This window comes from Streptomyces sp. NPDC058371 (assembly GCF_042723265.1).
GTDB lineage: Bacteria > Actinomycetota > Actinomycetes > Streptomycetales > Streptomycetaceae > Streptomyces.
The window spans coordinates 49,307-69,941 of sequence record NZ_JBHXJC010000003.1 but is presented as its reverse complement, the minus strand read 5'-3'; the positions used below and the strand labels follow the sequence as shown (position 1 = coordinate 69,941).

The 20,635-nt window shown below is 70.5% G+C and carries 24 protein-coding genes; 9 read left to right on the top strand and 15 right to left on the bottom strand.

The genetic code is table 11. The features are described 5' to 3' along the window. The 6 genes from ACFWM2_RS11890 to ACFWM2_RS11865 all read right to left on the bottom strand — a co-directional run bounded on the left by ACFWM2_RS11890 (window position 1) and on the right by ACFWM2_RS11865 (window position 4,905). Window positions 1-975: a YgfZ/GcvT domain-containing protein gene (locus tag ACFWM2_RS11890; protein ID WP_383276743.1), complete on the bottom strand. Its 975-nt coding sequence runs from the start codon at window positions 973-975 to the stop codon at window positions 1-3. A gap of 10 nt (window positions 976-985) precedes the next feature. After that, entirely contained in the window at window positions 986-1,432 is a 447-nt protein-coding gene (locus tag ACFWM2_RS11885) for a Fur family transcriptional regulator (RefSeq protein ID WP_383276740.1), read from the bottom strand. A gap of 16 nt (window positions 1,433-1,448) precedes the next feature. Continuing rightward, entirely contained in the window at window positions 1,449-2,024 is a 576-nt protein-coding gene (locus ACFWM2_RS11880; protein ID WP_383276737.1) for an FABP family protein, read from the bottom strand. Between the two features lie 252 nt (window positions 2,025-2,276). Continuing rightward, window positions 2,277-3,224: a hypothetical protein gene (locus tag ACFWM2_RS11875; RefSeq protein WP_383276734.1), complete on the bottom strand. Its 948-nt coding sequence runs from the start codon at window positions 3,222-3,224 to the stop codon at window positions 2,277-2,279. Continuing rightward, entirely contained in the window at window positions 3,221-4,108 is an 888-nt protein-coding gene (locus ACFWM2_RS11870) for a hypothetical protein (protein ID WP_383276731.1), read from the bottom strand. The genes ACFWM2_RS11875 and ACFWM2_RS11870 overlap by 4 nt, the downstream gene beginning before the upstream one ends. Continuing rightward, window positions 4,105-4,905, bottom strand: a complete 801-nt coding sequence (locus tag ACFWM2_RS11865; protein ID WP_383276728.1) for a hypothetical protein — start codon at window positions 4,903-4,905, stop codon at window positions 4,105-4,107. Before ACFWM2_RS11865 ends, ACFWM2_RS11870 begins: the two co-directional genes overlap by 4 nt. A 138-nt stretch (window positions 4,906-5,043) precedes the next feature. On the opposite strand from ACFWM2_RS11865, the gene ACFWM2_RS11860 reads away from it, so the two are divergent. After that, on the top strand, window positions 5,044-5,406 hold the full coding sequence (locus ACFWM2_RS11860) for a DsrE family protein (protein ID WP_383276726.1): 363 nt from the start codon (window positions 5,044-5,046) through the stop codon (window positions 5,404-5,406). Between the two features lie 36 nt (window positions 5,407-5,442). Here the strand turns inward: ACFWM2_RS11860 and ACFWM2_RS11855 are convergent, their stop codons facing one another. The 8 genes from ACFWM2_RS11855 to ACFWM2_RS11820 form a co-directional block, all read right to left on the bottom strand. After that, window positions 5,443-5,700: a DUF3099 domain-containing protein gene (locus tag ACFWM2_RS11855; RefSeq protein WP_383276723.1), complete on the bottom strand. Its 258-nt coding sequence runs from the start codon at window positions 5,698-5,700 to the stop codon at window positions 5,443-5,445. Between the two features lie 135 nt (window positions 5,701-5,835). Beyond that, the gene (locus tag ACFWM2_RS11850) at window positions 5,836-6,123 is read right to left on the bottom strand and encodes a DUF1416 domain-containing protein (protein WP_054232391.1); all 288 of its coding nucleotides are present in this window, start codon (window positions 6,121-6,123) and stop codon (window positions 5,836-5,838) included. A gap of 43 nt (window positions 6,124-6,166) precedes the next feature. Beyond that, on the bottom strand, window positions 6,167-7,006 hold the full coding sequence (locus ACFWM2_RS11845; protein ID WP_383276719.1) for a sulfurtransferase: 840 nt from the start codon (window positions 7,004-7,006) through the stop codon (window positions 6,167-6,169). Window positions 7,007-7,161: 155 nt separating this feature from the next. Beyond that, window positions 7,162-7,242: a putative leader peptide gene (locus ACFWM2_RS11840; RefSeq protein ID WP_350310325.1), complete on the bottom strand. Its 81-nt coding sequence runs from the start codon at window positions 7,240-7,242 to the stop codon at window positions 7,162-7,164. Window positions 7,243-7,472: 230 nt separating this feature from the next. Beyond that, window positions 7,473-8,234: a DUF2993 domain-containing protein gene (locus tag ACFWM2_RS11835; RefSeq protein ID WP_383276716.1), complete on the bottom strand. Its 762-nt coding sequence runs from the start codon at window positions 8,232-8,234 to the stop codon at window positions 7,473-7,475. A 171-nt stretch (window positions 8,235-8,405) separates the two neighbouring features. Further along, entirely contained in the window at window positions 8,406-9,650 is a 1,245-nt protein-coding gene (locus ACFWM2_RS11830; protein ID WP_383276714.1) for a hypothetical protein, read from the bottom strand. Between the two features lie 9 nt (window positions 9,651-9,659). Continuing rightward, window positions 9,660-9,914 (bottom strand): MoaD/ThiS family protein, encoded by a 255-nt coding sequence (locus ACFWM2_RS11825; protein WP_383276711.1) that lies wholly within the window; start codon window positions 9,912-9,914, stop codon window positions 9,660-9,662. Between the two features lie 39 nt (window positions 9,915-9,953). Continuing rightward, on the bottom strand, window positions 9,954-10,805 hold the full coding sequence (locus ACFWM2_RS11820) for an alpha/beta hydrolase (RefSeq protein ID WP_383276708.1): 852 nt from the start codon (window positions 10,803-10,805) through the stop codon (window positions 9,954-9,956). A gap of 247 nt (window positions 10,806-11,052) precedes the next feature. On the opposite strand from ACFWM2_RS11820, the gene ACFWM2_RS11815 reads away from it, so the two are divergent. The 8 genes from ACFWM2_RS11815 (at window position 11,053) to ACFWM2_RS11780 (ending at window position 18,548) form a co-directional block, all read left to right on the top strand. Next, a complete protein-coding gene (locus ACFWM2_RS11815) occupies window positions 11,053-11,907 on the top strand; it encodes a response regulator transcription factor (RefSeq protein WP_383276705.1) in 855 nt (284 codons plus the stop codon). A gap of 23 nt (window positions 11,908-11,930) precedes the next feature. Beyond that, on the top strand, window positions 11,931-12,953 hold the full coding sequence (locus ACFWM2_RS11810; RefSeq protein ID WP_383276702.1) for a LacI family DNA-binding transcriptional regulator: 1,023 nt from the start codon (window positions 11,931-11,933) through the stop codon (window positions 12,951-12,953). Between the two features lie 206 nt (window positions 12,954-13,159). Next, complete coding sequence (locus tag ACFWM2_RS11805) at window positions 13,160-14,401, top strand: trypsin-like peptidase domain-containing protein (protein ID WP_383276699.1); 1,242 nt, start codon at window positions 13,160-13,162, stop codon at window positions 14,399-14,401. A gap of 24 nt (window positions 14,402-14,425) precedes the next feature. Beyond that, window positions 14,426-14,629 carry a hypothetical protein gene (locus ACFWM2_RS11800; protein ID WP_383276696.1) on the top strand — a complete coding sequence of 68 codons (204 nt, stop codon included), beginning with the start codon at window positions 14,426-14,428 and terminating at the stop codon, window positions 14,627-14,629. 99 nt (window positions 14,630-14,728) lie between these two features. Continuing rightward, window positions 14,729-15,460, top strand: a complete 732-nt coding sequence (locus tag ACFWM2_RS11795; RefSeq protein WP_383276694.1) for a response regulator transcription factor — start codon at window positions 14,729-14,731, stop codon at window positions 15,458-15,460. Further along, window positions 15,457-16,923, top strand: a complete 1,467-nt coding sequence (locus tag ACFWM2_RS11790) for a sensor histidine kinase (RefSeq protein ID WP_383276691.1) — start codon at window positions 15,457-15,459, stop codon at window positions 16,921-16,923. The genes ACFWM2_RS11795 and ACFWM2_RS11790 overlap by 4 nt, the downstream gene beginning before the upstream one ends. Before the next feature lie 376 nt (window positions 16,924-17,299). Then, window positions 17,300-17,659, top strand: coding sequence for a hypothetical protein (locus ACFWM2_RS11785; protein WP_383276688.1), 360 nt, complete (start codon window positions 17,300-17,302; stop codon window positions 17,657-17,659). Window positions 17,660-17,843: 184 nt separating this feature from the next. Then, window positions 17,844-18,548 carry a response regulator transcription factor gene (locus tag ACFWM2_RS11780; protein ID WP_383276685.1) on the top strand — a complete coding sequence of 235 codons (705 nt, stop codon included), beginning with the start codon at window positions 17,844-17,846 and terminating at the stop codon, window positions 18,546-18,548. A 6-nt stretch (window positions 18,549-18,554) separates the two neighbouring features. Here ACFWM2_RS11780 and ACFWM2_RS11775 read toward each other — a convergent pair whose 3' ends face one another. Next, window positions 18,555-20,315, bottom strand: coding sequence for an ABC transporter ATP-binding protein (locus tag ACFWM2_RS11775; protein WP_383276682.1), 1,761 nt, complete (start codon window positions 20,313-20,315; stop codon window positions 18,555-18,557). Window positions 20,316-20,635: the final 320 nt, after the last annotated feature.

Below are 20,635 nucleotides of genomic sequence, written 5' to 3'. Positions count from 1 at the left end.
CTACGGCTCTACGACGACCTCCTGGGCCGCGGCCGTCGTGTCGGCGAGGAGCGGCGCGTCCAGCGGCACGTTCCGCTTCACCAGGGCGAGGGCGATCGGCCCCAGCTCGTGGTGGCGTACGGCCGTCGTCACGAAGCCGATCTTGCGGCCGTCCGGGCCGTCGGCCGCGAGGCGAAGCTCGGTGCCGTGCGGCGGCAGATGCACCTCGCTGCCGTCCAGGTGCAGGAAGACGAGCCGGCGCGGGGGCTTGCCCAGGTTCTGCACCCGGGCGACCGTCTCCTGGCCGCGGTAGCAGCCCTTCTGGAGGTGCACGGCGCTGCCGATCCAGCCCAGCTCGTGCGGGATGGTGCGGTGGTCGGTCTCGAAGCCGAGCCGCGGCCGGTGCTGCTCGACCCGAAGGGCCTCGTAGCCGAGCAGCCCGACGGCCGGGCCGTGCTTCTCGGTGTCCTGGGCGAACGACTCCAGGTCCGCGCGCGGCAGGAAGAGATCACGCCCGTACGGCGTCTCGCGGACGACGGCGCCCGCGGGGACCTCGGCGATGGACCCGGCCGGCAGGTACACGACCGCGAACTCGTCCGTGCGGTCGGCGACTTCGGCTCGGTAGAAGAACTTCATGGACTCCAGGTACGCGATCAGCGCGTCCTGGGTGTCCGGCTCGGTGTGCATCCACACCGTCTCGCCGTCGTCGACGAGGTACAGCGCGTGTTCGATGTGGCCGTGCGCGGAGAGGATCAGCGCTTCGGTGGCGCGGCCGGCCGGCAGGTCGCTGACGTGCTGGGTGAGCAGCAGATGCAGCCAGCTGAGGCGGTCCGGGCCGGAGACGGCGATGACCCCGCGGTGCGAGAGGTCGACGAATCCGGTGCCTTCGGCAAGGGCGCGCTGTTCACGGAACAGGTCGCCGTAGTGGGCGGCGACGCCTTCGTCCACCCCTTCGGCGGGGACGGCGCCGGGCAGGGACAGCAGGGGGCTCTTCATACGCCTAAGCCTACGACTTGGTAGTTGAAGTCTTGAGGGAGCAGTTCTTGCAGCGCCCGAAGATCGCGAAGTGCTTCATGTCCGTGTCGAAACCGAACGTGTCGCGCAGCTTGGCGGTGAACTCGGCGGCCACCTCGATGTCGGCCTCGATGACGTTCGTGCAGTCCCGGCAGACCAGGTGGATGTGATGGTGCCGGTCGGCCAGATGGTAGGTCGGGGCGCCGTGCCCGAGATGGGCGTGGCTGACCAGGTCCAGTTCCTCCAGCAGCTCCAGCGTCCGGTAGACCGTGGAGATGTTGACCCCCGACGCGGTCTTCCTCACTTCCACGAGGATGTCGTCGGGGGTCGCGTGCTCGAGGGTGTCCACGGCTTCGAGCACCAGCTGCCGCTGCGGCGTCAGCCGGTAGCCGCGCTGCCGCAGGTCGCTCTTCCAGTCAGTGCTCTCGGTGCTCACCACACCCGAAAGTCTAGGACTACTTGAAGAAAGCGATCCCGTCGTCCGGCATGTCGTCCGGGAGGGCCTTGGCCCAGCGCTCCACGTCGTCCGGGGTGACGACCTTTTTCAGGTGCGCGGACATGTAGGGCCGCAGCTCGACCTCGGGGGTCTGCTTCTCGCCGACCCACATGAGATCGCTCTTCACATACCCGTACAGACGCTTGCCGCCGGTGTACGGACCGGAGGCCGCGGTACGCGCCACGGCGTCCGTGACCAGGTCGATCTGCGGCTTCTTGTCGGCCAGGTCGCCGTACCAGATCTCGACGACACCGTCGTCGCGGGTCATGACGACCTCGACCTTGCGGGTGCCGTCGATGCGCCAGAAGCCGGACTCGGTCTCCAGCGGCCTGACCTTGTTCCCGTCGGCGTCGAGCACCCAGGTGTGCGAGTGGTACTCCAGGAAGTCCCGGCCGTCGTGGCTGAAGGTGACCTCCTGCCCGAAGTTGCACTTCTCGGAGCCGGGGAAGTCGTGCACGCCCGCGCCGGCCCAGGTGCCGAGCAGGAAGGCGAGCGGGACGAGGTCCTTGTGGAGGTCGGACGGGATCTCGATCATGAGCAGCTTTTCGTCGGGGGCGTCGGGAGGGTCAGGGACGTCGTGAGGTCAGCGCTGGCCCTGGTAGAGCTTCTTCACGGCCAGGCCGGTGAAGGCGAGAACGCCGACGCAGACCAGGACGAGCAGGGCTTCGAAGAATCCTTCAAGCACGGGGTGCTCCTCGATTGAGCGGGTGATCGGTACTAAAGAGCCGGGTCCCAGCTTAGTGGCCCGGGACCCGGCTCTCTCCGTGAGGTGCGCCCTGCGGGAGGGTCAGCCCAGCAGCTGGCTCTGCAGGACCACCGTCTGCTGGAACGGCACCGCCTTCGTGCTGCCCTTCCTGGACTGCACGATCAGCGCGAGGGTGTCCCCCGCGGTCACGTACGCCTGCCGGACCTGCGCGGCACCGTACGGCCTGGCCTCGTCGTACACCGACTGGTGTTCGCCTTCGAGCCACGCCTCCTCGGGAAGACCCTCGTCCTGGCGGGCCTCGGCAGCGCCGCGCAGCGCGAACTTCGGGGAGCTGTAGGGGGCCATCTCCGCGGTTTCCAGTTCGTCCACGACGGCCGCGGTGTCGAACTGGAGCAGGTAGACGCCGGTGTGCGTGCCGTCCTGCGTAGTCCAGCCGCGCGCCGCGATGTGTCGCAGCCCGTAGTCGGTCAGCAGCTGCCCGAGGGTCTCCCGGTCGTCCTTGGACCCGTACGCCGCCAGGAAGTCCTTCTTCGCCAGCCAGCCGTCCGTGCCGCGCAGCGCCTTGTCGGCCCGCGCGCCCTCGGGGGCGGGCAGGACGAGCTCGCGCAGGTCGGCGTAGTGGGCCCCGGCCGGGTTCGCCTCGGCGAAGGGGCCCGGTCGGCCGCTGGGCAGCGGCGGCCTGACGATCTCCGGGTAGTCCCAGCGTCCGTCCGCCTGCGTCTGCAGACCCGGTACGTCGGTGCGCTCCATCCGCGTGATGCCGTACGCGGCCGACGTGCCGACCGCCGCGAAGACCACGGCGGCGGCGCTCCAGCGCAGCACGGCCCGCAGCACCCGGCGGTCCTTCGTCACCGGCGGCGGCACGACGGGCGGCGCCTCGGGCATGGGCGGCGGGGCAGGCAGCGCGGTCTGCGCCTCGGCGGACACCTCGGCCGGTATCCGCGCGGGCGCGGGCGCCGTGCTGTCCGACGCCTGCTGATCGGCCCGCTCAATGCTGTCCGGCGCCTGCTGTTCGGTCTGCTCGGTCATACCGCTTCACCCGGCTCGCTGATGCGGTCGAGCTGCTTGCGGAGCAGCTGCGCGACCCCCTTGGTGTCCAGTGGCTTCGCGCCGTACGCGGTGGCGCTGACCAGCACGTCACCCTCGTAGGCGGAGCAGACCATGGCGTCGAGCTTCTCGTCCGCGTCCTTCCGCGGCAGGAAGCACTCGGCGTTCTTGTGGCCCTCGATCTTCGGACCCTTGCGGAAGACCTTGAGGGCGGCGAAGAACTCGTTCTGGAACGACGACATGCCCCGGACCGCGGCCCCGTCCTCCATCTGGGAGAGCACGATGCTCACCGTGAAGTAGGTGACCGCGTCGTCCGACGTACCCAGATAGCTGCGCATCGCCATGCCCTTGATGTGCTGCTCGTCGATCTCCTTCTCCAGCAGCAGCCGCTGGGAGCGGGGCAGGTCACTCAGCGACTCCTTGCGCAGCGCGGTGGCCTGACGACCGCTGAGCGAGGCGTCGGAACCGAAGTCGGCGATGTCCGGGCCCCGGCGCCAGCCGTCGGCTTCGTACGGCACGAGTACGCCACTGAGTCCCGAGGCGGACTCGGCCTTGTCACCGTCGCCCTTCGCGGCCTTCGGGAGCCGCCACACGGGCGCGCCCGCGTCACGGTCGGCGGCGCCGACGGTGACAACGGTGTAGCCGGCGCCGCCGATGACGGCGATGGCCAGCAGCACGGAACCGGCGATCGCGGCGACACGGCCACGACGGAGGGGCTTCCTCGGCGCGGCCTCCGGTGCGGGCTCCGCCGCGGGCTCCGGTGCAGACGTCCCGGGCAGCGTGACCGCCACCGGCTCTCTCGGCTCCGCCGGCTCCAGAGAAGCGGGCTCACCCGTCGGCTGCTGATGCGTGGGTTGCTCGCTCACAGCCGCTCCATCTGCCGCTTGGCCAGGTCCATGATCTTCGCCTTGGGGATCGGCCTGGTGTCGTAGACCCAGATCTGTACGGCGATGTCCCCGCGCCAGGCGTGCGCCACGGCCGAGTACAGGGGCAGGTAACCGGCCTTCTGCTCGGGCTTGTTGTGCACGTACGCCGAGCCGTCGGCAGTACCGGGGATGGTCCAGCTGTCGGTGTCGGGCTCGGTGCCCGCGTACACCTGATCCTCGTTCGCCGCGCTGGACGCGGCCAGGCTCTCCTCCTGGTTGTACTGGATGAGCCGGATCGCCACGGAGTCCGTGCTGCCCACGCTCCAGGAGGTGACGGCCGCCCGCCGGAAACCCTCGTCGGCGAGGTCGTTGAAGGCGACACCCGGATGGTTGTAGTTGTCCGCGTACTCGACGAGGTTCATCCAACCGTCCGTGCCCTCGGGGTACGCGGCCGCCCGTGCGCCCTTCGGCCGCTTCAGCAGCAGCTTGCGCAGATCGCCGTCGGTCCTGATCCGGCGGTCCTGCGCGGCGGCCAGCGGCTCGGGCCCCCTGCCCTTCGCCTGCGCGACGGCCGGCTGCGAGAGCGACGGCAGCTTCGTCGGCTCACGGTCGGCCTGGACCAGATAGCCGGCGCAGGTGCCGGCGACCAGGCCCAGCACGGCGGCCGTGGCGATCAGCAGGGTCGTACGCCCACGCCGGCGCACCCGCTCAGCGGGCTCCGCGGACGCGTTCGGCGCGTCCTCGTCGGGCCCGTCCGGCGCCACCGGCCCTTCCGGCACAACCGACGCTTCGGCCACTTCGGGCGCTTCTGATACTTCCAAGACGTCCCCCCACAGAACGTGAATCGCGGATTCCGTATCCGCGCGCACAGGAGACCCGCAGCGGACGTCCTGGGTTGCACGAGGGTTGATCACGATTCGGACTACCATTCGGACATGGCGAAGAAGCTCGTGATCAAGGTGACTGCGGGGGCCGAGGCTCCCGAACGCTGCTCGCAGGCGTTCACCGTCGCGGCGGTGGCCGTGGCCAGCGGCGTCGATGTCTCCCTCTGGCTGACCGGCGAGGCCGCGTGGTTCGCGCTCCCGGGCCGCGCCGCCACCTTCGAGCTCCCGCACGCCGCCCCGCTGCCCGACCTGGTCGACTCGATCCTGTCGGGTGGCCGGATCACCCTGTGCACCCAGTGCGCGGCCCGCCGTGAGATCACGGAGGCCGATGTCCTCACCGGCGTACGCATCGCCGGAGCCCAGGTGTTCGTGCAGGAAGTGACGGCCGACGGGACCCAGGCGCTCGTGTACTGACCGCCGCCCGGCGAGACGGCTACGGCTCGGCTACGACTACCGCCGCTTCTTGCCGTCCAGCTCGTCCCACCAGTCGTCGGACTTGGGGTCACCGGACGGGTCGTCCCACCAGCGGTCGTCGGGTCCGCGCCGGTTGGCCACCATCGCGGCCACCGGGGGGATCACCATGGCGACCACACACATCCCGACGGCCACCGGAACCGACCAGATCCGCACGACTCCCCAGGCCAGGACGAAGAGGCCGATGCACGTCCCCATCATGGCGAAGTAAACGTGGCGCCGTCGCGCGTACATGCCTCCAGCGTAGGCCGCCGCGGGCCCGGACGACACGGCGGCGACCGGCCCGTACACGGCAGAGAAGGGCCGCACCCCGATCCGGTAAGCGTCCAACCCCCGGGGGTGCGGCCCTTCAGCCGTTCATGTGGTGCCTCAGACGGCGATCGCGACCTCCGCGAGACCGCCCGTCTGCGCGACGACCGTACGGTCCGCGGTGCCGCCGGGAACCAGGGCCCGAACGGTCCAGGTGCCTTCGGCCGCGTAGAAGCGGAACTGTCCGGTCGCCGAGGTCGGGACCTCGGCGGTGAACTCGCCCGTCGAGTCCAGGAGGCGCACGTAACCGGTGACGGGCTCGCCGTCGCGGGTCACCTGGCCCTGGATGGTGGTCTCACCGGGCTTGATCGTCGAGGCGTCGGGGCCGCCGGCCTTCGCTCCACACATAAGTTCTGTCCTTCGGGTGATGAGGGGTCGCGGAGGCCGCGGTTTACTTGTTGGCGCCGAGCTCGATCGGCACGCCGACGAGGGAGCCGTACTCGGTCCAGGAGCCGTCATAGTTCTTGACGTTCTCCACACCGAGCAGCTCGTGCAGCACGAACCAGGTGAGCGCGGAACGCTCACCGATGCGGCAGTACGCGATGGTGTCCTTGGCCAGGTCGACCTGCTCCTCGGCGTAGAGCTCCTTGAGCTCGTCGTCCGACTTGAAGGTGCCGTCGTCGTTGGCGTTCTTCGACCACGGGATGTTGCGGGCGCTCGGGACGTGGCCCGGACGCTGCGACTGCTCCTGCGGCAGGTGGGCCGGCGCGAGCAGCTTGCCGCTGAACTCGTCGGGCGAACGCACGTCGACCAGGTTCTGCGAGCCGATGGCCGCCACGACGTCGTCGCGGAAGGCGCGGATCGCGGTGTTCTGGGCCTTGGCCTTGTAGTCGGTGGCGGCGCGCTCGGGCACCTCGACGACCAGGTCGCGGGAGTCGAGCTCCCACTTCTTGCGGCCGCCGTCGAGAAGCTTCACGTTCTCGTGGCCGTAGAGCTTGAAGTACCAGTAGGCGTACGAGGCGAACCAGTTGTTGTTGCCGCCGTAGAGGACGACCAGCGTGTCGTTGCCGATGCCCTTGGCCGAGAGGAGCTTCTCGAAGCCCTCCTGGTCGATGAAGTCACGGCGGACCGGGTCCTGGAGGTCCTTGGTCCAGTCGATCCGGATGGCGTTCTTGATGTGGTTCTTCTCGTACGCGGACGTGTCCTCGTCGACCTCGACGATGGCCACGCTCGGGTCGTCCAGGTGTGCCTGGACCCAGTCGGCGTCTACCAGGACGTCGCTGCGGCTCATGCTCGTTCTCCTCCGGGGCAGTTACGGCGGGGATGTGCGGTAGTGAGAGGTGCGGGTACGCGGCCGGCGCTGACGGCTGCGGTGGCGTACACGGCGCAGGGTGGCCCCGGCAGAAGAGTCCGAGGGCCCGGAATGCGGAATAACGAGGCTTCCGCTCAGAAGGTGCGACAGAGCATGGCGGCGACGCGGCACAGGTCGACTGCCCGCCGCTTCGTGAGATCCGCCTGTCGCTTCATGCCCTCGATCGTAGGGAGGGACAGCCGGACATGTCACCGGCGTGTCGCATGATGAGATGCGATCGTCCGCGATGTGGGACGAGGTGACCAACGGGCCCTATCCGCAAGGTGTCCGGGTGCCGATGTCGCGGGTCACGATCTTCCGCGCATCTGCGGTACGGACGGGGTCGTCTCGCTCCTCGGACAGGCGCGGTCCCCGGCCCGCCTGCCGGCCCCCGCCCCGGCCGTTCCTACCCGACCAGGTTGACGTCCGAACCCTTCACCGTGATCTCGACGCCGTCCTCGGCCGCCTCGACCTTGTCGAGCTGGATGCCGCCGGGCAGTTCGTCGATCTTCTGCTTGAAGTCGGTGACATTGCGGACCAGCGACTCGGGCAGCGGCACCGAGACGCCCATGACGTCCACGTTCTTGGGGATCTCGTCGGCGTGCACGTTGATGGTGTCCCCGTGGACGGTGACCGAGCTCAGCACGTAGACCGGCTTCGGCAGCTTCGTGCCGCCCCTGCTGATCTCGACCGCGACCTTGATCTTGCCGTTGCCGCCGTCCGACAGGCCGGTCACCTTGGCGGTGACGCCGAGTCCGAGGTCGATGGGATCCGACTTGGCGGTCTTCAGCAGTTCGTCGTACGCGATGGTCGCGGTGCCGGTGGCGCTGTTGGCGGTCGCGGAGCTGTAGTCGCCGCTGAAGACGACGCCGTGCATCTCGGCGCTCAGATCGTCGATGCGGATCTTGTCGGTGGCCGCGGCCGTGCCGCCGGTCGACGCCTCGTAGTCCTTGATGCCGATCTTCACGTCGTCCAGCTCGCCGCCGGCGACCTGGGTGAGGAAGGGGAAGCCCTCGATGGAGACGTCGGGGGTGTCGGCCAGTCCCTCGCTGCTCTTGATCTTCTCGGCCGCCTTGTCCTCGGCGAAACCGACGGCCACGCGGTCCGCGATCACGAAGAGGCCGCCCAGGATCACGACGACGATCAGAAGTATTCGCAGTGCGCGCATGCTCGGTGTTCCCCCACTCGGCGGCCGGCCAACGACCTGAGTGGCCGTTGAGCGGGAGCCTAATCCCGCGGGACCCCGGATTTCCGGTGTCCCGCGGGGTTGTGGATCAGCTGTGACGATCCGCCGGCGCCCCGGAGCCCGGCCGGAACGGGGCCGGGGCCCGTCCGGCGCTCAGCTCAGGGCGCGGCCCAGGAGGTAGACGGCCGGGGCCGCGGCGGCCAGCGGCAGGGCCACGCCCGCGGTGAAGTGGACGAAGCGGGAGGGGTAGTCGTAGCCGGCGACCCGGTGGCCGATCAGCGCGCAGACCCCGGCGCCGAGGCCCAGGAAGGCGCCCTGGCTCCCGTAGTCGGTGAGTCCGCCCACCGCGATACCGGCGCCCGCGGCGGCCAGCAGGGCCACCACCACCGACGCGGCGGTGGGCAGCGGCAGTGCCCGCGCGAGGATCGCCACGGCGACCGCGGCGGCGCCGACCGTGACGGCGTCGGGCTCGGCCGCGAGGTGCCCGGTCGCGATGATCGCGAGCGCCGCGGAGGCGACCGTCGCCATCAGGCCGTACATCCGCGTGTCCGGGTCGGCATGGCTGCGCAGCTGGAGCACCAGGACGAGCAGCACCCACACCCCGAGGGTGCCGAGGATCGCCGCGGGCGCGTTCTCCCGGCCCGCGGCGAGCAGCGCCGCGTCCGCGACCAGGGCTCCCGCGAAGGCCAGCGCGATGCCCTGCCGGGCCGGCCACATGCCGTTCAGCCGGAACCAGCCGGCCGCCGTGACGGCCTGCAGCAGCACCAGGGGTACGACGAGGGCGTACTGGCCGATCGCCGCCGCCCCGGAGAGCAGCAGCCCCAGCAGGGCGGTCAGCCCCGCCGGCTGCATCCCCGGCTCGATGATCGGGGAGCGGCCCTCCGCGCGGGCGCGCTGGGCGTCGGTGACGCGGGGGTTGCCGGTGACGGTCGGCGGACCGTAGCCGGCAGCGGCTTCGTCACCGCTGCCGCTGCCGTCGGGGGCGGCCGCACCCCCCGAGCCGTCGGGGCCGGGTGCCGCGTAGGCGGCGGGGTCGTACCCCGAGGTCCACTCCGCCGCCGGTGCCTCCGGCGGCAGCGGCCGGGCGGCGGCACCGTACGGGGAGGCCTCGCCGTACGCCTGGGGCGCCTCGCCGTACGCCTGGGACGGCTCGTGGTACGCCTGGGACGGGTCGTGGTACGCCTGGGACGGGTCGTTGTATCCCTGGGGCGGCAGATACGCCGTGTCCGCCGCGGAGACGGGCTGCTGCGCCTGGGTCTCCCAGGTCTGCCCCTCCCACTGCTGGGTGTACTGCTGCCACTCGGGCTGCTGCTGAGGCTGCTGCTGTTGCGCCTGCTGCTGATACGGGTCGTACCCCTCGTAGGGAGGCTCGTACGGCTCGTAGGGCTGGTTGCTCATGCTCTCCGGTCACCCTCCTGCGAACGGCGGGAGCACCTCGACCGTGCCGCCCTCGGCAAGCCGTACCGTCTCATGTCCACGGGTCCCCACGGGGTCACCGTCGATGAGGAACGAGCATCGCCGCAGGACGCGGACGAGTTCGCCGGGGTGTCGCGCGCGTGCGGCGTCGAGCGCGTCGGCGAGCGTGGTCGCGTCGTACGGCTCCTCGGCGACACCGGCCGCGGCCTTGGCGGCGGCCCAGTACCGCACCGTGCCCTTTGCCATCTCGTTCCTCAATCAGTGGTCTGCGTGAACACGTTCAGGCTAGCCCGCGGCCGAGGCGGCCCATTGCGCGATACGGCCGAGCAGTTCGTCGTCGGCCGCGTTCTCCGCGTGGCCCATCCCGTGCTCCAGCCACAGCTCGCCGTGTCCGCCGGCCGCCGCGGCCAGCATCCGCGGGTGGTCGACCGGGAAGTAACCGTCCCGGTCGCCGTGCACGATCAGCAGCGGCGTGGGGGCGATCAGCGGGACCGACTCGACCGGGGACGCGGGAACGGGGTCCCACTCGCGGTGATGGATCCGGGTGCGCAGGCCGTAGCGGCCGACGGCGCGCCCCACCGGGCGGGTTACCAGCCAGTGCAGCCGCCGCATAGGGGCCGTACCTCGGTAGTACCAGCGAGCCGGTGCGCTCACCGCCACCACCGCGTCCGGACGCGCTTCCGTGCGCCCCTCGTGCTCCGCGGCCGGCGACCCGGGCAGCGCGGCATGGCGCAGCACCACCGAACCGCCCATCGAGAAGCCGACGGTGGCCACCCGGGTGTGCCCGAACTCCCGCGCCCAGGCCACCGCGGCCGCCAGGTCGAGGACCTCCCGGTCGCCGACCGTGGAGCGGCCGCCGGAGCGTCCGTGACCGCGGAAGGAGAACGTGACCACGGCCCCGTACTGCGCGAAGACGGCCGCCGCCCGGCGTACGTGCGGGCGGTCCAGATCGCCGGTGAAGCCGTGCGCGAGAACGGTCACCAGGTCGTCGGACGGACGCGTTCCGGGGGCGTACTCCGCATCGATCGTGATCCCGTCGACCGTGCGCAGAAACGTCCGCACAGGGGTACGCCCGGCCGTCTCACCCAGTGGACGAATGGAAGATCGCGTCACATGACCTGCCGTACCTGAGCTCATGTGGGCTATTCTGCTGGGCAGAGGACTCGGGCAGCGTAGCCCCCGGGTCCTTTTGTGCTTTCTGGAGCGTTGTATACGAAACCGGTATACGAAGGTTCGGAGCCGGCACAGCGGTTCCCAGGGCGCGGGACCCGCACGCAGTACGAAAGCAGTGCCGCAAACGTCCTCGCAGGGACCGAGGAGGAACCGACGTTATGGGCAAGCGAACCGTGCATGACCTTGTGACGACCCAGGCAGGTGGGGCGCGATGAGTTCTCTGCTGCTCCTGACCAATGCCCTTCAGCCGTCGACGGAGGTGCTTCCTGCCCTCGGTCTGCTGCTCCACAACGTGCGTGTGGCCCCGGCGGAGGGACCCGCACTCGTCGACACCCCCGGCGCCGACGTCATCCTCATCGACGGGCGCCGTGACCTCCCGCAGGTCCGCAGTCTCTGTCAGCTGCTCCGCTCCACGGGACCGGGCTGTCCGCTGATCCTCGTCGTCACCGAGGGCGGCCTCGCGGCCGTCACCGCCGACTGGGGCATCGACGACGTCCTCCTCGACACCGCCGGGCCCGCCGAGGTCGAGGCCCGGCTCCGGCTCGCCATGGGCCGCCAGCAGATCGTCAACGACGACTCCCCCATGGAGATCCGCAACGGCGATCTGTCGGTGGACGAGGCGACCTACAGCGCCAAGCTCAAGGGCCGGGTCCTCGACCTGACCTTCAAGGAGTTCGAGCTCCTGAAGTACCTCGCGCAGCACCCGGGCCGGGTCTTCACCCGCGCCCAGCTGCTCCAGGAGGTCTGGGGCTACGACTACTTCGGCGGTACGCGCACGGTCGACGTCCACGTACGACGGCTGCGCGCGAAGCTCGGGCCCGAGCACGAGTCGCTCATCGGCACCGTCCGGAACGTCGGTTATCGATTCGTCACTCCGGAGAAGGCGGACCGCGCCGGTGGGGGCTCCTCCCGCTCGAGCGAAGCCGAGAGCGCGGGAGAGGCGAAGCCCGAGGCGGCCCAGCCAAAGCCGGAGGATGCGGACGAGACGGCGCACCTCGACGCGGTCGACGCCGCGGGGGTCGCAGCGGAGGCCCAGGAAGCCGCCGTACGCCCTGCCCAGAGGTAGGTCCATCCGCGTAGACTCCGCGCGTGGCCAAGGTGACTAGGGATGATGTAGCGCGACTGGCGGGTACGTCCACCGCCGTCGTCAGCTATGTCATCAACAACGGACCGAGGCCGGTTGCCCCGGCCACGCGCGAGCGCGTTCTCGCCGCGATCAAGGAGCTGGGGTACCGGCCCGACCGGGTCGCCCAGGCCATGGCCTCGCGCAAGACCGAGCTGATAGGCCTGATCGTGCCGGACGCACGCCAGCCCTTCTTCGGGGAGATGGCGCACGCGGTCGAACAGGCCGCCGCCGAGCGCGGGAAAATGGTGCTGGTCGGCAATTCCGACTACATCGCCGAACGTGAGGTCCACTATCTGCGGGCCTTCCTCGGCATGCGGGTCTCCGGTCTGATCCTGGTCAGCCACGCGCTCAACGACAACGCTGCCGCGGAGATCGACGCCTGGGACGCCCGCGTGGTGCTGCTGCACGAGCGGCCCGAGGCCATCGACGACGTCGCGGTCGTCACGGACGACATCGGCGGCGCCCAGCTCGCCACCCGCCACCTGCTGGAGCACGGGTACGACTACGTCGCCTGTCTCGGCGGTACGGCCGAGACCCCCGCCGTCGGCGACCCGGTCTCCGACCACGTCGAGGGCTGGCGGCGCGCCATGCAGGAGGCCGGGATCCCCACCGAGGGACGTCTCTTCGAGGCGCCCTACAACCGCTACGACGCCTATCAGGTCGGCCTTCAGCTGCTGGCCGGGCCGGACCGGCCGCCGGCCATCTTCTGCTCGACCGACGACCAGGCCATCGGTGTGCTGCGGGCCGCGCGCGAGCTGCGCATCGACGTGCCGGGCGAGCTGGCCGTGGCCGGCTTCGACGACGTCAAGGAAGCGGCGCTGACGGATCCGCCGCTGACGACGATCGCCTCCGACCGGTCGGCGATGGCCCGCGCGGCCGTTGATCTCGTCCTGGACGACGGGCTCCGGGTGGCCGGGTCGCGTCGTGAGCGTCTGAAGCTCTTCCCGTCGCAGCTGGTCGTCCGACGGTCGTGCGGCTGCGCGTAGTACGGGAGCCCGTTGTACGGGAGCCCGTTGTACGGGAGCTGTGGGCCGGCTGTGACCGGTCGCGCAGGCCCCCGCGCCGCTGACGGGCGCGCCCCCACCCCCTGTTTCCCGGGCCCCGGCGTCTTTATATCGGGCATACGCGGTTCTGTCGGGCTTCTCAGCGGGCACTCAGGGAGCTCTCATGATGGCGCGCCAGTCTTTTTTCCATGACCGAGAGCTTCCGCCGCAGCGGCGAGTACGAGCAGCACGAGCAGGGCGACCAGTCCGGGTACGTCCAGGGCAGCGACCAGCGGCCCGCGTACCCCGAGCAGCAGCAGCACGCCTCCTCCTCCGTCGACCCCGAGTGGCCGGCCCCGCCTGCCTACCAGCCGGTCCAGCCGGTCGCCGTCGAGCCGGGCACCACCGTGTGGCCGGGCTCCGGCCAGGGTGCCGGTGGCGGCGGTCATGACGGCTACGGCGGTGCCCCGGGTGGTGCCTACTCCGGTGGCGCCGAGCCGCCCGTCGGCACCACGGCGGTCCTCGCCGCGGAACCCGCCCCGGGGGGCCCGGCGCACGCGCCGAAGAAGCGCGCCAAGGGTCCGCTGGCCCTGCTCGCCGCCGTGGCGATAGCGGCCGCGGCCGTGGGCGGCGGCACCGCGTACGCCTTCCAGGAGCTCACCGGTACGGACAACGCGTCGAGCAGCACGAGCACGACCGTCGTGCCCGCCGCCCAGAAGGGCACCGTCGCCGGTGTCGCCGCGGCGGTCAGCCCGAGCATCGTGGAGATCACCGCGACCCTGTCCAACGGGACGTCCACCGGCTCCGGCGTGATCATCAGCAGCGGCGGCGAGATCCTCACCAACAACCACGTCATCTCCGGCGCCTCCGCGATCAAGGTGACGACGAGCAACGGCAAGTCGTACACCGCGAAGACCGTCGGCACCGACAGCAAGAAGGACCTCGCGCTGGTCGAGCTGGAGAACGCGCCCTCCGGTCTGAAGACCGCCACGCTCGGCAACTCCGACGCCGTCAAGGTCGGCGACAGCGTGGTCGCGATCGGCTCCCCCGAGGGCCTGACCGGCACCGTCACCAGCGGCATCGTCTCCGCACTCGATCGCGACGTCACCGTCTCCACCGACGAGGGACAGCAGGGGCAGCAGGGCCAGCAGGGCGGCGGCGGCAGCGGTCAGTGGCCGTTCGAGTTCGGCGGGCAGCAGTTCAACGGCGACACCGGATCGTCCACCACGACGTACAAGGCCCTGCAGACCGACGCCTCCCTCAACCCCGGCAACTCCGGCGGCGCGCTCATCGACATGAACGGCAACATCGTCGGCATCAACTCCGCGATGTACTCGGCGGCGGACGCCACGTCCTCGTCGAGCGCGGGCAGCGTCGGCCTCGGCTTCGCCATCCCGATCAACACCGTCAAGTCCGACCTGGCGACCCTGCGGGCCGGCGGCTCCGACTGACCTTGACCCACCCTGGAGGTCGACATGATCACTCTCGTCTCCCACCCGGCCGCGGACGACGGCCCGGCCGGGCTCATCCTGGCCCTCGCGGTGGCCCGTGAGCTGCACCCGCCGACGGCACGGGCGCCGGAACTGGCGGTCCCGGAGCTGATGGGCCTGCGTACGTCGGGCGCCCACCCGCACCGCCGCAAGGTCCCGCTGAGCAGGCTCGGCGCGCTGCGGGGCTGAGCCGGCCTTCCCGGCCGTTGCACTCCGTCCCCGCCAGGAAACGTGCGAGGCTGAACGAGTTCAGCCCCGTTCCACCCGCACCCCTAGGAACCCACGCCCATGAGCCCCGCCGAAGGCGACCGTGAAACCCAGCGCATCCTGATCGTCGACGACGAGCCCGCGGTACGCGAAGCACTCCAGCGCAGTCTCGCCTTCGAGGGGTACGACACCCAGGTCGCCGTCGACGGTGCGGACGCGCTGGAGAAGGCCACGGCCTACCAGCCCGATCTGGTCGTCCTCGACATCCAGATGCCCCGTATGGACGGCCTGACGGCGGCCCGCCGGATCCGGGGCGCGGGCACCACCACGCCCATCCTCATGCTCACCGCCCGCGACACGGTCGGCGACCGGGTCACCGGCCTGGACGCCGGTGCCGACGACTACCTCGTCAAGCCCTTCGAGCTCGACGAACTCTTCGCCCGGATCCGCGCGTTGCTTCGGCGCAGTTCGTACGCGGCGACGGCGATCGGCGCGCAGGAGGACGACGCGCTCACCTTCGCCGACCTCCGCATGGACCTGGCGACCCGCGAGGTCACCCGGGCCGGGCGGCCCGTCGAACTGACCCGCACCGAGTTCACCCTGCTGGAGATGTTCCTCGCGCACCCGCGCCAGGTCCTCACCCGCGAGCAGATCCTGAAGGCCGTGTGGGGCTTCGACTTCGAGCCGTCCTCCAACTCCCTCGACGTGTACGTCATGTATCTGCGCCGCAAGACCGAGGCGGGCGGCGAGCCGCGCCTCGTCCACACGGTGCGGGGCGTGGGGTACGTGCTGCGCTCGGGCGGCGCGGAGTGATCAAGCGGTTCCGGTCCCTGCCGATCCGGTCCCGGCTCGCCCTGCTCGTCGCGGCGGCGGTGGCGTTCGCGGTGGCGGCGGTCTCGGTGACCTGTTGGTTCATCGTGCAGGGGAAGTTGTACGACGAGCTGAACAACGACCTGGCGGCACAGAAGGGTGCCGTGGCGTACCCCTTGTACGAGGACGCGCGCAGCAACTGCGGCAAGGACCCCAAGTCCGACGCCAGCACCTACCGGCACTCCGAGTCCTATGCGCAGGTGGTCCTGGAGGACGGCACGATCTGTGCCTTCGACGGCTCCGCGGGCACGGTGAAGGTCACGTCCGACGACACGGACGTGGCCAAGAACCCGGCCCCGGACACGAACGTCAACGAGTTCCGGAACGGAACCGACAGCAACGGCACCGCCGTACGGGTGCTGACGACGCCGCTCGTCGTCACCGGCATCCCCGGCCCGAATCCCGAGCGCCGTGTGCTGATCAGCGATGCCGCCTTCGTCATCGCCGTCCCGCTCAAGAGCACCCAGTCCACCCTCAACGACCTGGCACTCATCCTCCTTCTCGTCTCCGGCATCGGAGTGGTCGGCGCCGGTGCCACCGGCCTCTGGGTGGCCCGCGCCGGTCTGCGCCCGGTCGACAAGCTCACCGAGGCCGTGGAGCACGTGGCCCGCACCGAGGACCTGACCATCCGCATCCCGGTCGAGGAGGACAGCGAGGACGAGATCGCGAGGCTGTCCCGCTCCTTCAACTCGATGACCACGTCGCTGGCGAACTCCCGTGAGGTGCAGCAGCAGCTCATCGCGGACGCCGGTCACGAGCTGCGCACCCCGCTCACCTCCCTGCGGACCAACATCGAACTGCTCGCGCGCAGCGAGGAGACCGGCCGGGCGATCCCGCCGGCGGACCGCAAGGCGCTCCTCTCGTCGGTCACCGCGCAGATGACGGAACTGGCCGCGCTGATCGGCGACTTGCAGACGCTGTCGCGGTCGGACGCGGGCCAGTCGGGCGACCGCGTCCAGGTGGTGGCGCTGCAGGACACCGTGGACGCGGCGCTGCGCCGTGCCCGGCTGCGCGGGCCGGAGCTGACGATCTCGGCGGACCTGCAGCCCTGGTTCGTCCGGGCCGAGCCCTCGGCGCTGGAGCGGGCCATCGTGAACATCCTGGACAACGCGGTGAAGTTCAGCCCCGAGGGCGGCACCATCGAGGTCTCGCTGAACGACGGCGTCCTCACCGTCCGCGACCACGGCCCCGGCATCCCCGCCGAAGAACTCCCCCACGTCTTCGACCGCTTCTGGCGCTCCCCGTCCGCGCGGGCCCTGCCGGGCTCGGGCCTCGGCCTGTCGATCGTGGCCCGCACGGTCCAGCAGTCCGGCGGCGAGATCTCCCTGACCCGGGCCGAGGGCGGCGGCACCCTCGCCGCGATCCGCCTGCCGGGCGCGCCGACCCCGCCGCCCGCTCTGGACTAGGGGGTGTCGTTTGGATCAGTCCGGATCAGGCCGCGGCGCCTGGTGCGGTGCATCGCAAGGCGGAGCATGACCCGCGTACTGGGTGTACTCGGGTGATGCGACAACGCGGCGAGGTGCCATGCCAGGCGTCGCGGACCCGGACTGATCCGAACGACATCCCCTAGGCCTTGCCGTCGGAGGCCAGGTCCAGAGCAGGATCGAGGCAAGGGTGACGGCAGCTTGGGCAGACTCTCGGGCCTTGTCATAGCGAGTGGCCGGCCCGCGCCACTGCTTGAGACGGTGGAAGCAGCAGTCGACGACGTTGCGGCGGCGGTAGGCCGCTGATGAGATCATGGAAGCCGTGGCCAAGCTGTTCCGGCCCAGGGAAGGGGAAAACGTGACCAGGTCCGTCGCCGAGGCCACATGGACCTTCACCCTGGACGAGGACGATGACTGGGTCCCCTTCAGAAAGCCCGCTGGAGACGAAAACCTCCGTCGGGCAGTGGAGACCCTGCTCATGGGCATCGCCTCAGCCGGGGCTGCGGAGACGTACCTGGCAGCATGGCGCGCCGACTCGCGGCGCTGGGGTTCGGGGTTCGGTCTGGCGACCGCTTCTGCTGCGGCACAACGCGTCAGCCCCGAACTCGTCAGGCTCATTGATCTGTACGGGCAGTTCGAGGACTGCGACATCGCGGCCGACGAGTTCGAAGCGATGCTCCAGGACTACGCGGCAGCGGCGCGAACCGCCGAGTCCTAGAGATCGCCGTGTAGTCGCCGACAAGGACTACAGCTCTCGAACCAAGCTCTGTCACCTGCTCGAGGCGGGCGCAGTCGTTGGCGTTGCCGCCCGAGAGGACGAAGCGGAGCGGGCGGCCAGGCTCCCCAGTCTCCGCACACGCCTCTCCAAGCCGTGCCACAGGCGCGCGTTACACGTTGGACGGATGGCGCGGAAGATTCTGCTGGCCGATGACGACACGGCTGTGCGTGAGGGGCTGGGTCGGCTGCTCAGGTTCGAGGGGTACGAGACCGTTCTCGCCGGGGACGGGCGGGAGGCCCTGGACCTGGTCGCCTGCCCCGAACGGCGGCCCGACCTGGTGCTGATGGATGTGACCATGCCGGGGCTCGACGGGCTGGCCGCGACCCGGCGGATCCGGGCGTCGGGCCACACGGTGCCCATCCTCATGATCACCGGACGCCATGCCGTGGGCGACCGCATCGTCGCGCTCGACAACGGCGCCGACGACTACCTCACGAAGCCCTTCGCGGCGGAGGAGTTGCTGGCCCGGGTCAGGGCCCTGCTGCGCCGCAGTCCGCCGGTGCGGCCGGGCAGCGGCGCGGCGGGGGCCCGGCTCGGGTTCGAGGAGGTCGCGATGGATCTGCGGAGCCGCGCGGTCACCCGCGCCGGGCGGCCCCTCGACCTCACCAAGACCGAGTACGCGCTACTGGAGTACCTGATGCGCCACCCGGGCAAGGTGCTCAGCCGGACCCAGATCCTCAAGGAGGTCTGGGGCTTCGACTTCGAGCCGACGTCCAACACCCTCGACGTGTACGTCATGTATCTGCGGCGGAAGCTGGAGCGGCACGGCGAGGACCGGCTCATTCACACCGTACGGGGGCTGGGCTACACGCTCCGCGCCCACAAGTAGGCGCGGCTACCCGGCCGTCGGCAGCAGCAGGTCGCTCGCCGGACCGGGCATCGCCAGCTGCGCGTACGTCCCCGCGCGCGCCATCAGCTCGTCGTGCGTGCCCGTCTCCACCAGCCGCCCGCCGTCCACCACCAGGATCCGGTCCGCGTCCGGGGCGAGGCTGAGATCGTGGGTGATCATGATCGTCGTACGGCCTGCCATCAGGCGCCGCAGCGGCTGCACGATCCGGCGGGCGGCGACCGAGTCCAGGCCGGCGGTCGGCTCGTCGAGGACGAGGACGGGGGCCGCGCGCAGCATGGCGCGGGCGATGGCGATGCGCTTGAGCTGGCCGCCGGAGAGGGTGGCGGTGCCGGGGGCGATCTCGGTGGCGTAGCCCTCGGGCAGCGCGTCGATGAACTCGTGCGCCGCCGCGTCCCGGGCGGCCCGCTCGATCTCGGTGTCGCTCGCGCCCGGCCGGCCGCACTCGATGTTCTCGCGGATCGTGCCGTGCAGGATGAGCGTCTCCTGGGGCAGCAGGGCGATGTTCTCGCGCAGGAACTCCAGGCGTACGTGGGTCAGCGGGACCCCGTCCAGGCAGAGGACGCCCGCGGTCGGGTCGTAGAAGCGGGTCAGGAGTTTGGCGAGCGTCGACTTTCCGGCGCCGCTCGGGCCGGTGACCAGGACGAGTTCGCCGGGGTTCGCCGTGAAGGTCACGTCGTGCAGGGACTCGCGCGCGGCGCCGGGGTAGCGGAAGGACGCGTCGTGGCAGCTCACCCAGCCGCGGACGGGCCAGGGCCGCACGGGGTGCGCGGGGTCGCGCACGGCCGGTTCCGCGCCCAGGATCTCCTGGATGCGGGCGGCGCCCGCGGTGGCGGCGGAGAGGGTCAGGCCCAGCTGGCCGAGATTGCGGATCGGTGGATAGAGGTAGCCGAGGAAGGCCGCGAAGGCGAGCAACTGGCCCAGCGTCATGCGGTTCCGGGAGATCTCCCAGACGCCGAGGCCGATCACGGCGAGCACGCACAGGGTCTCGACGACCTCGACGAACTGCTCGTACAGCTCGCTGGTCCGCGCCCCGCGCACCGACGCCCGCATCCACGCGCGTGCTTCGCGGTCGAGCCGCTTCTCCTCGGCCCGCCGGCGGTTGTACGCCTGGGTCAGCACGACGTTGCCGAGGGACTCCTCGACGACCGAGGTGATCGCGCCGTCGGCCGTCCGTTCGTCCTGCGAGGCCTGCTTGATCCGGCCGGCGAACCGGCGGGCGGCGATGAGGAAGAGCGGGGCGAGGACGAAGGTGGCGAGGGCGAGGTCCCAGCGCAGCCAGAGTGCGGCGACGGCGTAGAAGACGGCCGAGAAGGCCGCGGACACGGTGCCGACGACGCCGGAGACCACCATCTGCTCGATGGCCTCGACGTCGCCGGTGAGCCGCTCGACCAGATCGCCCTGGCGGTGCTTCTGGAAGAAGTGCGGTGGCAGGTCCTGGACATGACGGAACACACTGGCGCGCAGCCGCAGCACGAATCTCTCGGCGGTCCACACGGCCAGTGAATTGCCGAGATAGCCGACGACCGCGCCGAGCACGGCGACTGCCAGCCAGGCGCCGGCGGGCCGCCAGAACGCGGCGAGCACACCGTGCCTGAGCGCATGGTCGGTGAGTTCCGCGAAGAGCAGGATCGACGCCGTCTCGGCGAGGGCGGCCACGACCACACAGCCGATGATCAGCACCAGCCATCCGCGGTCGCCGCGCGTCAGCGGCCAGAAGCGTGCGAACGCCTCCCGGACGTCCTGCATGTCAATTCCCCTTTCCGGAACCCGAGTTGAAGAATCCGTCCGAACACGGCCGAGGCGGGGCCTCCGGAACAGATCCGGGGGCCCCGCCTCGTGGCGGACGACTAGCGACCGTGCTTCACCGGACGCTTCGGAGCCTTCTTCTTCTCCTGCTTCGGAGCGGGCTTCGCGGGCTTGTGGCTCTTCTTGACCGGGGTGACCTTGTGGAAGCTCATGACGTTCTCCTCTTCCCTGCGGGTGGATTCCCTTTGTCGTGTGCGCTGTTCGCTTTCGACAAGAAAAACACTACGGGAAGCGGAACCCGGAAATGGCCAATTCATCTG

Excerpts from the sequence above, each read along its gene's own strand:
- ACFWM2_RS11880 (WP_383276737.1), bottom strand. The coding sequence starts at position 2,024 with ATGATCGAGATCCCGTCCGACCTCCACAAGGACCTCGTCCCGCTCGCC.
- ACFWM2_RS11830 (WP_383276714.1), bottom strand. The coding sequence starts at position 9,650 with ATGAGCAACCAGCCCTACGAGCCGTACGAGCCTCCCTACGAGGGGTAC.
- ACFWM2_RS11890 (WP_383276743.1), bottom strand. The coding sequence starts at position 975 with ATGAAGAGCCCCCTGCTGTCCCTGCCCGGCGCCGTCCCCGCCGAAGGG.
- ACFWM2_RS11840 (WP_350310325.1), bottom strand. The coding sequence starts at position 7,242 with ATGAAGCGACAGGCGGATCTCACGAAGCGGCGGGCAGTCGACCTGTGC.
- ACFWM2_RS11860 (WP_383276726.1), top strand. The coding sequence starts at position 5,044 with ATGGCGAAGAAGCTCGTGATCAAGGTGACTGCGGGGGCCGAGGCTCCC.
- ACFWM2_RS11855 (WP_383276723.1), bottom strand. The coding sequence starts at position 5,700 with ATGTACGCGCGACGGCGCCACGTTTACTTCGCCATGATGGGGACGTGC.
- ACFWM2_RS11875 (WP_383276734.1), bottom strand. The coding sequence starts at position 3,224 with ATGACCGAGCAGACCGAACAGCAGGCGCCGGACAGCATTGAGCGGGCC.
- ACFWM2_RS11795 (WP_383276694.1), top strand. The coding sequence starts at position 14,729 with ATGAGCCCCGCCGAAGGCGACCGTGAAACCCAGCGCATCCTGATCGTC.
- ACFWM2_RS11825 (WP_383276711.1), bottom strand. The coding sequence starts at position 9,914 with ATGGCAAAGGGCACGGTGCGGTACTGGGCCGCCGCCAAGGCCGCGGCC.
- ACFWM2_RS11815 (WP_383276705.1), top strand. The coding sequence starts at position 11,053 with ATGAGTTCTCTGCTGCTCCTGACCAATGCCCTTCAGCCGTCGACGGAG.
- ACFWM2_RS11805 (WP_383276699.1), top strand. The coding sequence starts at position 13,160 with ATGACCGAGAGCTTCCGCCGCAGCGGCGAGTACGAGCAGCACGAGCAG.
- ACFWM2_RS11845 (WP_383276719.1), bottom strand. The coding sequence starts at position 7,006 with ATGAGCCGCAGCGACGTCCTGGTAGACGCCGACTGGGTCCAGGCACAC.
- ACFWM2_RS11775 (WP_383276682.1), bottom strand. The coding sequence starts at position 20,315 with ATGCAGGACGTCCGGGAGGCGTTCGCACGCTTCTGGCCGCTGACGCGC.
- ACFWM2_RS11800 (WP_383276696.1), top strand. The coding sequence starts at position 14,426 with ATGATCACTCTCGTCTCCCACCCGGCCGCGGACGACGGCCCGGCCGGG.
- ACFWM2_RS11820 (WP_383276708.1), bottom strand. The coding sequence starts at position 10,805 with ATGAGCTCAGGTACGGCAGGTCATGTGACGCGATCTTCCATTCGTCCA.
- ACFWM2_RS11850 (WP_054232391.1), bottom strand. The coding sequence starts at position 6,123 with ATGTGTGGAGCGAAGGCCGGCGGCCCCGACGCCTCGACGATCAAGCCC.
- ACFWM2_RS11780 (WP_383276685.1), top strand. The coding sequence starts at position 17,844 with ATGGCGCGGAAGATTCTGCTGGCCGATGACGACACGGCTGTGCGTGAG.
- ACFWM2_RS11835 (WP_383276716.1), bottom strand. The coding sequence starts at position 8,234 with ATGCGCGCACTGCGAATACTTCTGATCGTCGTCGTGATCCTGGGCGGC.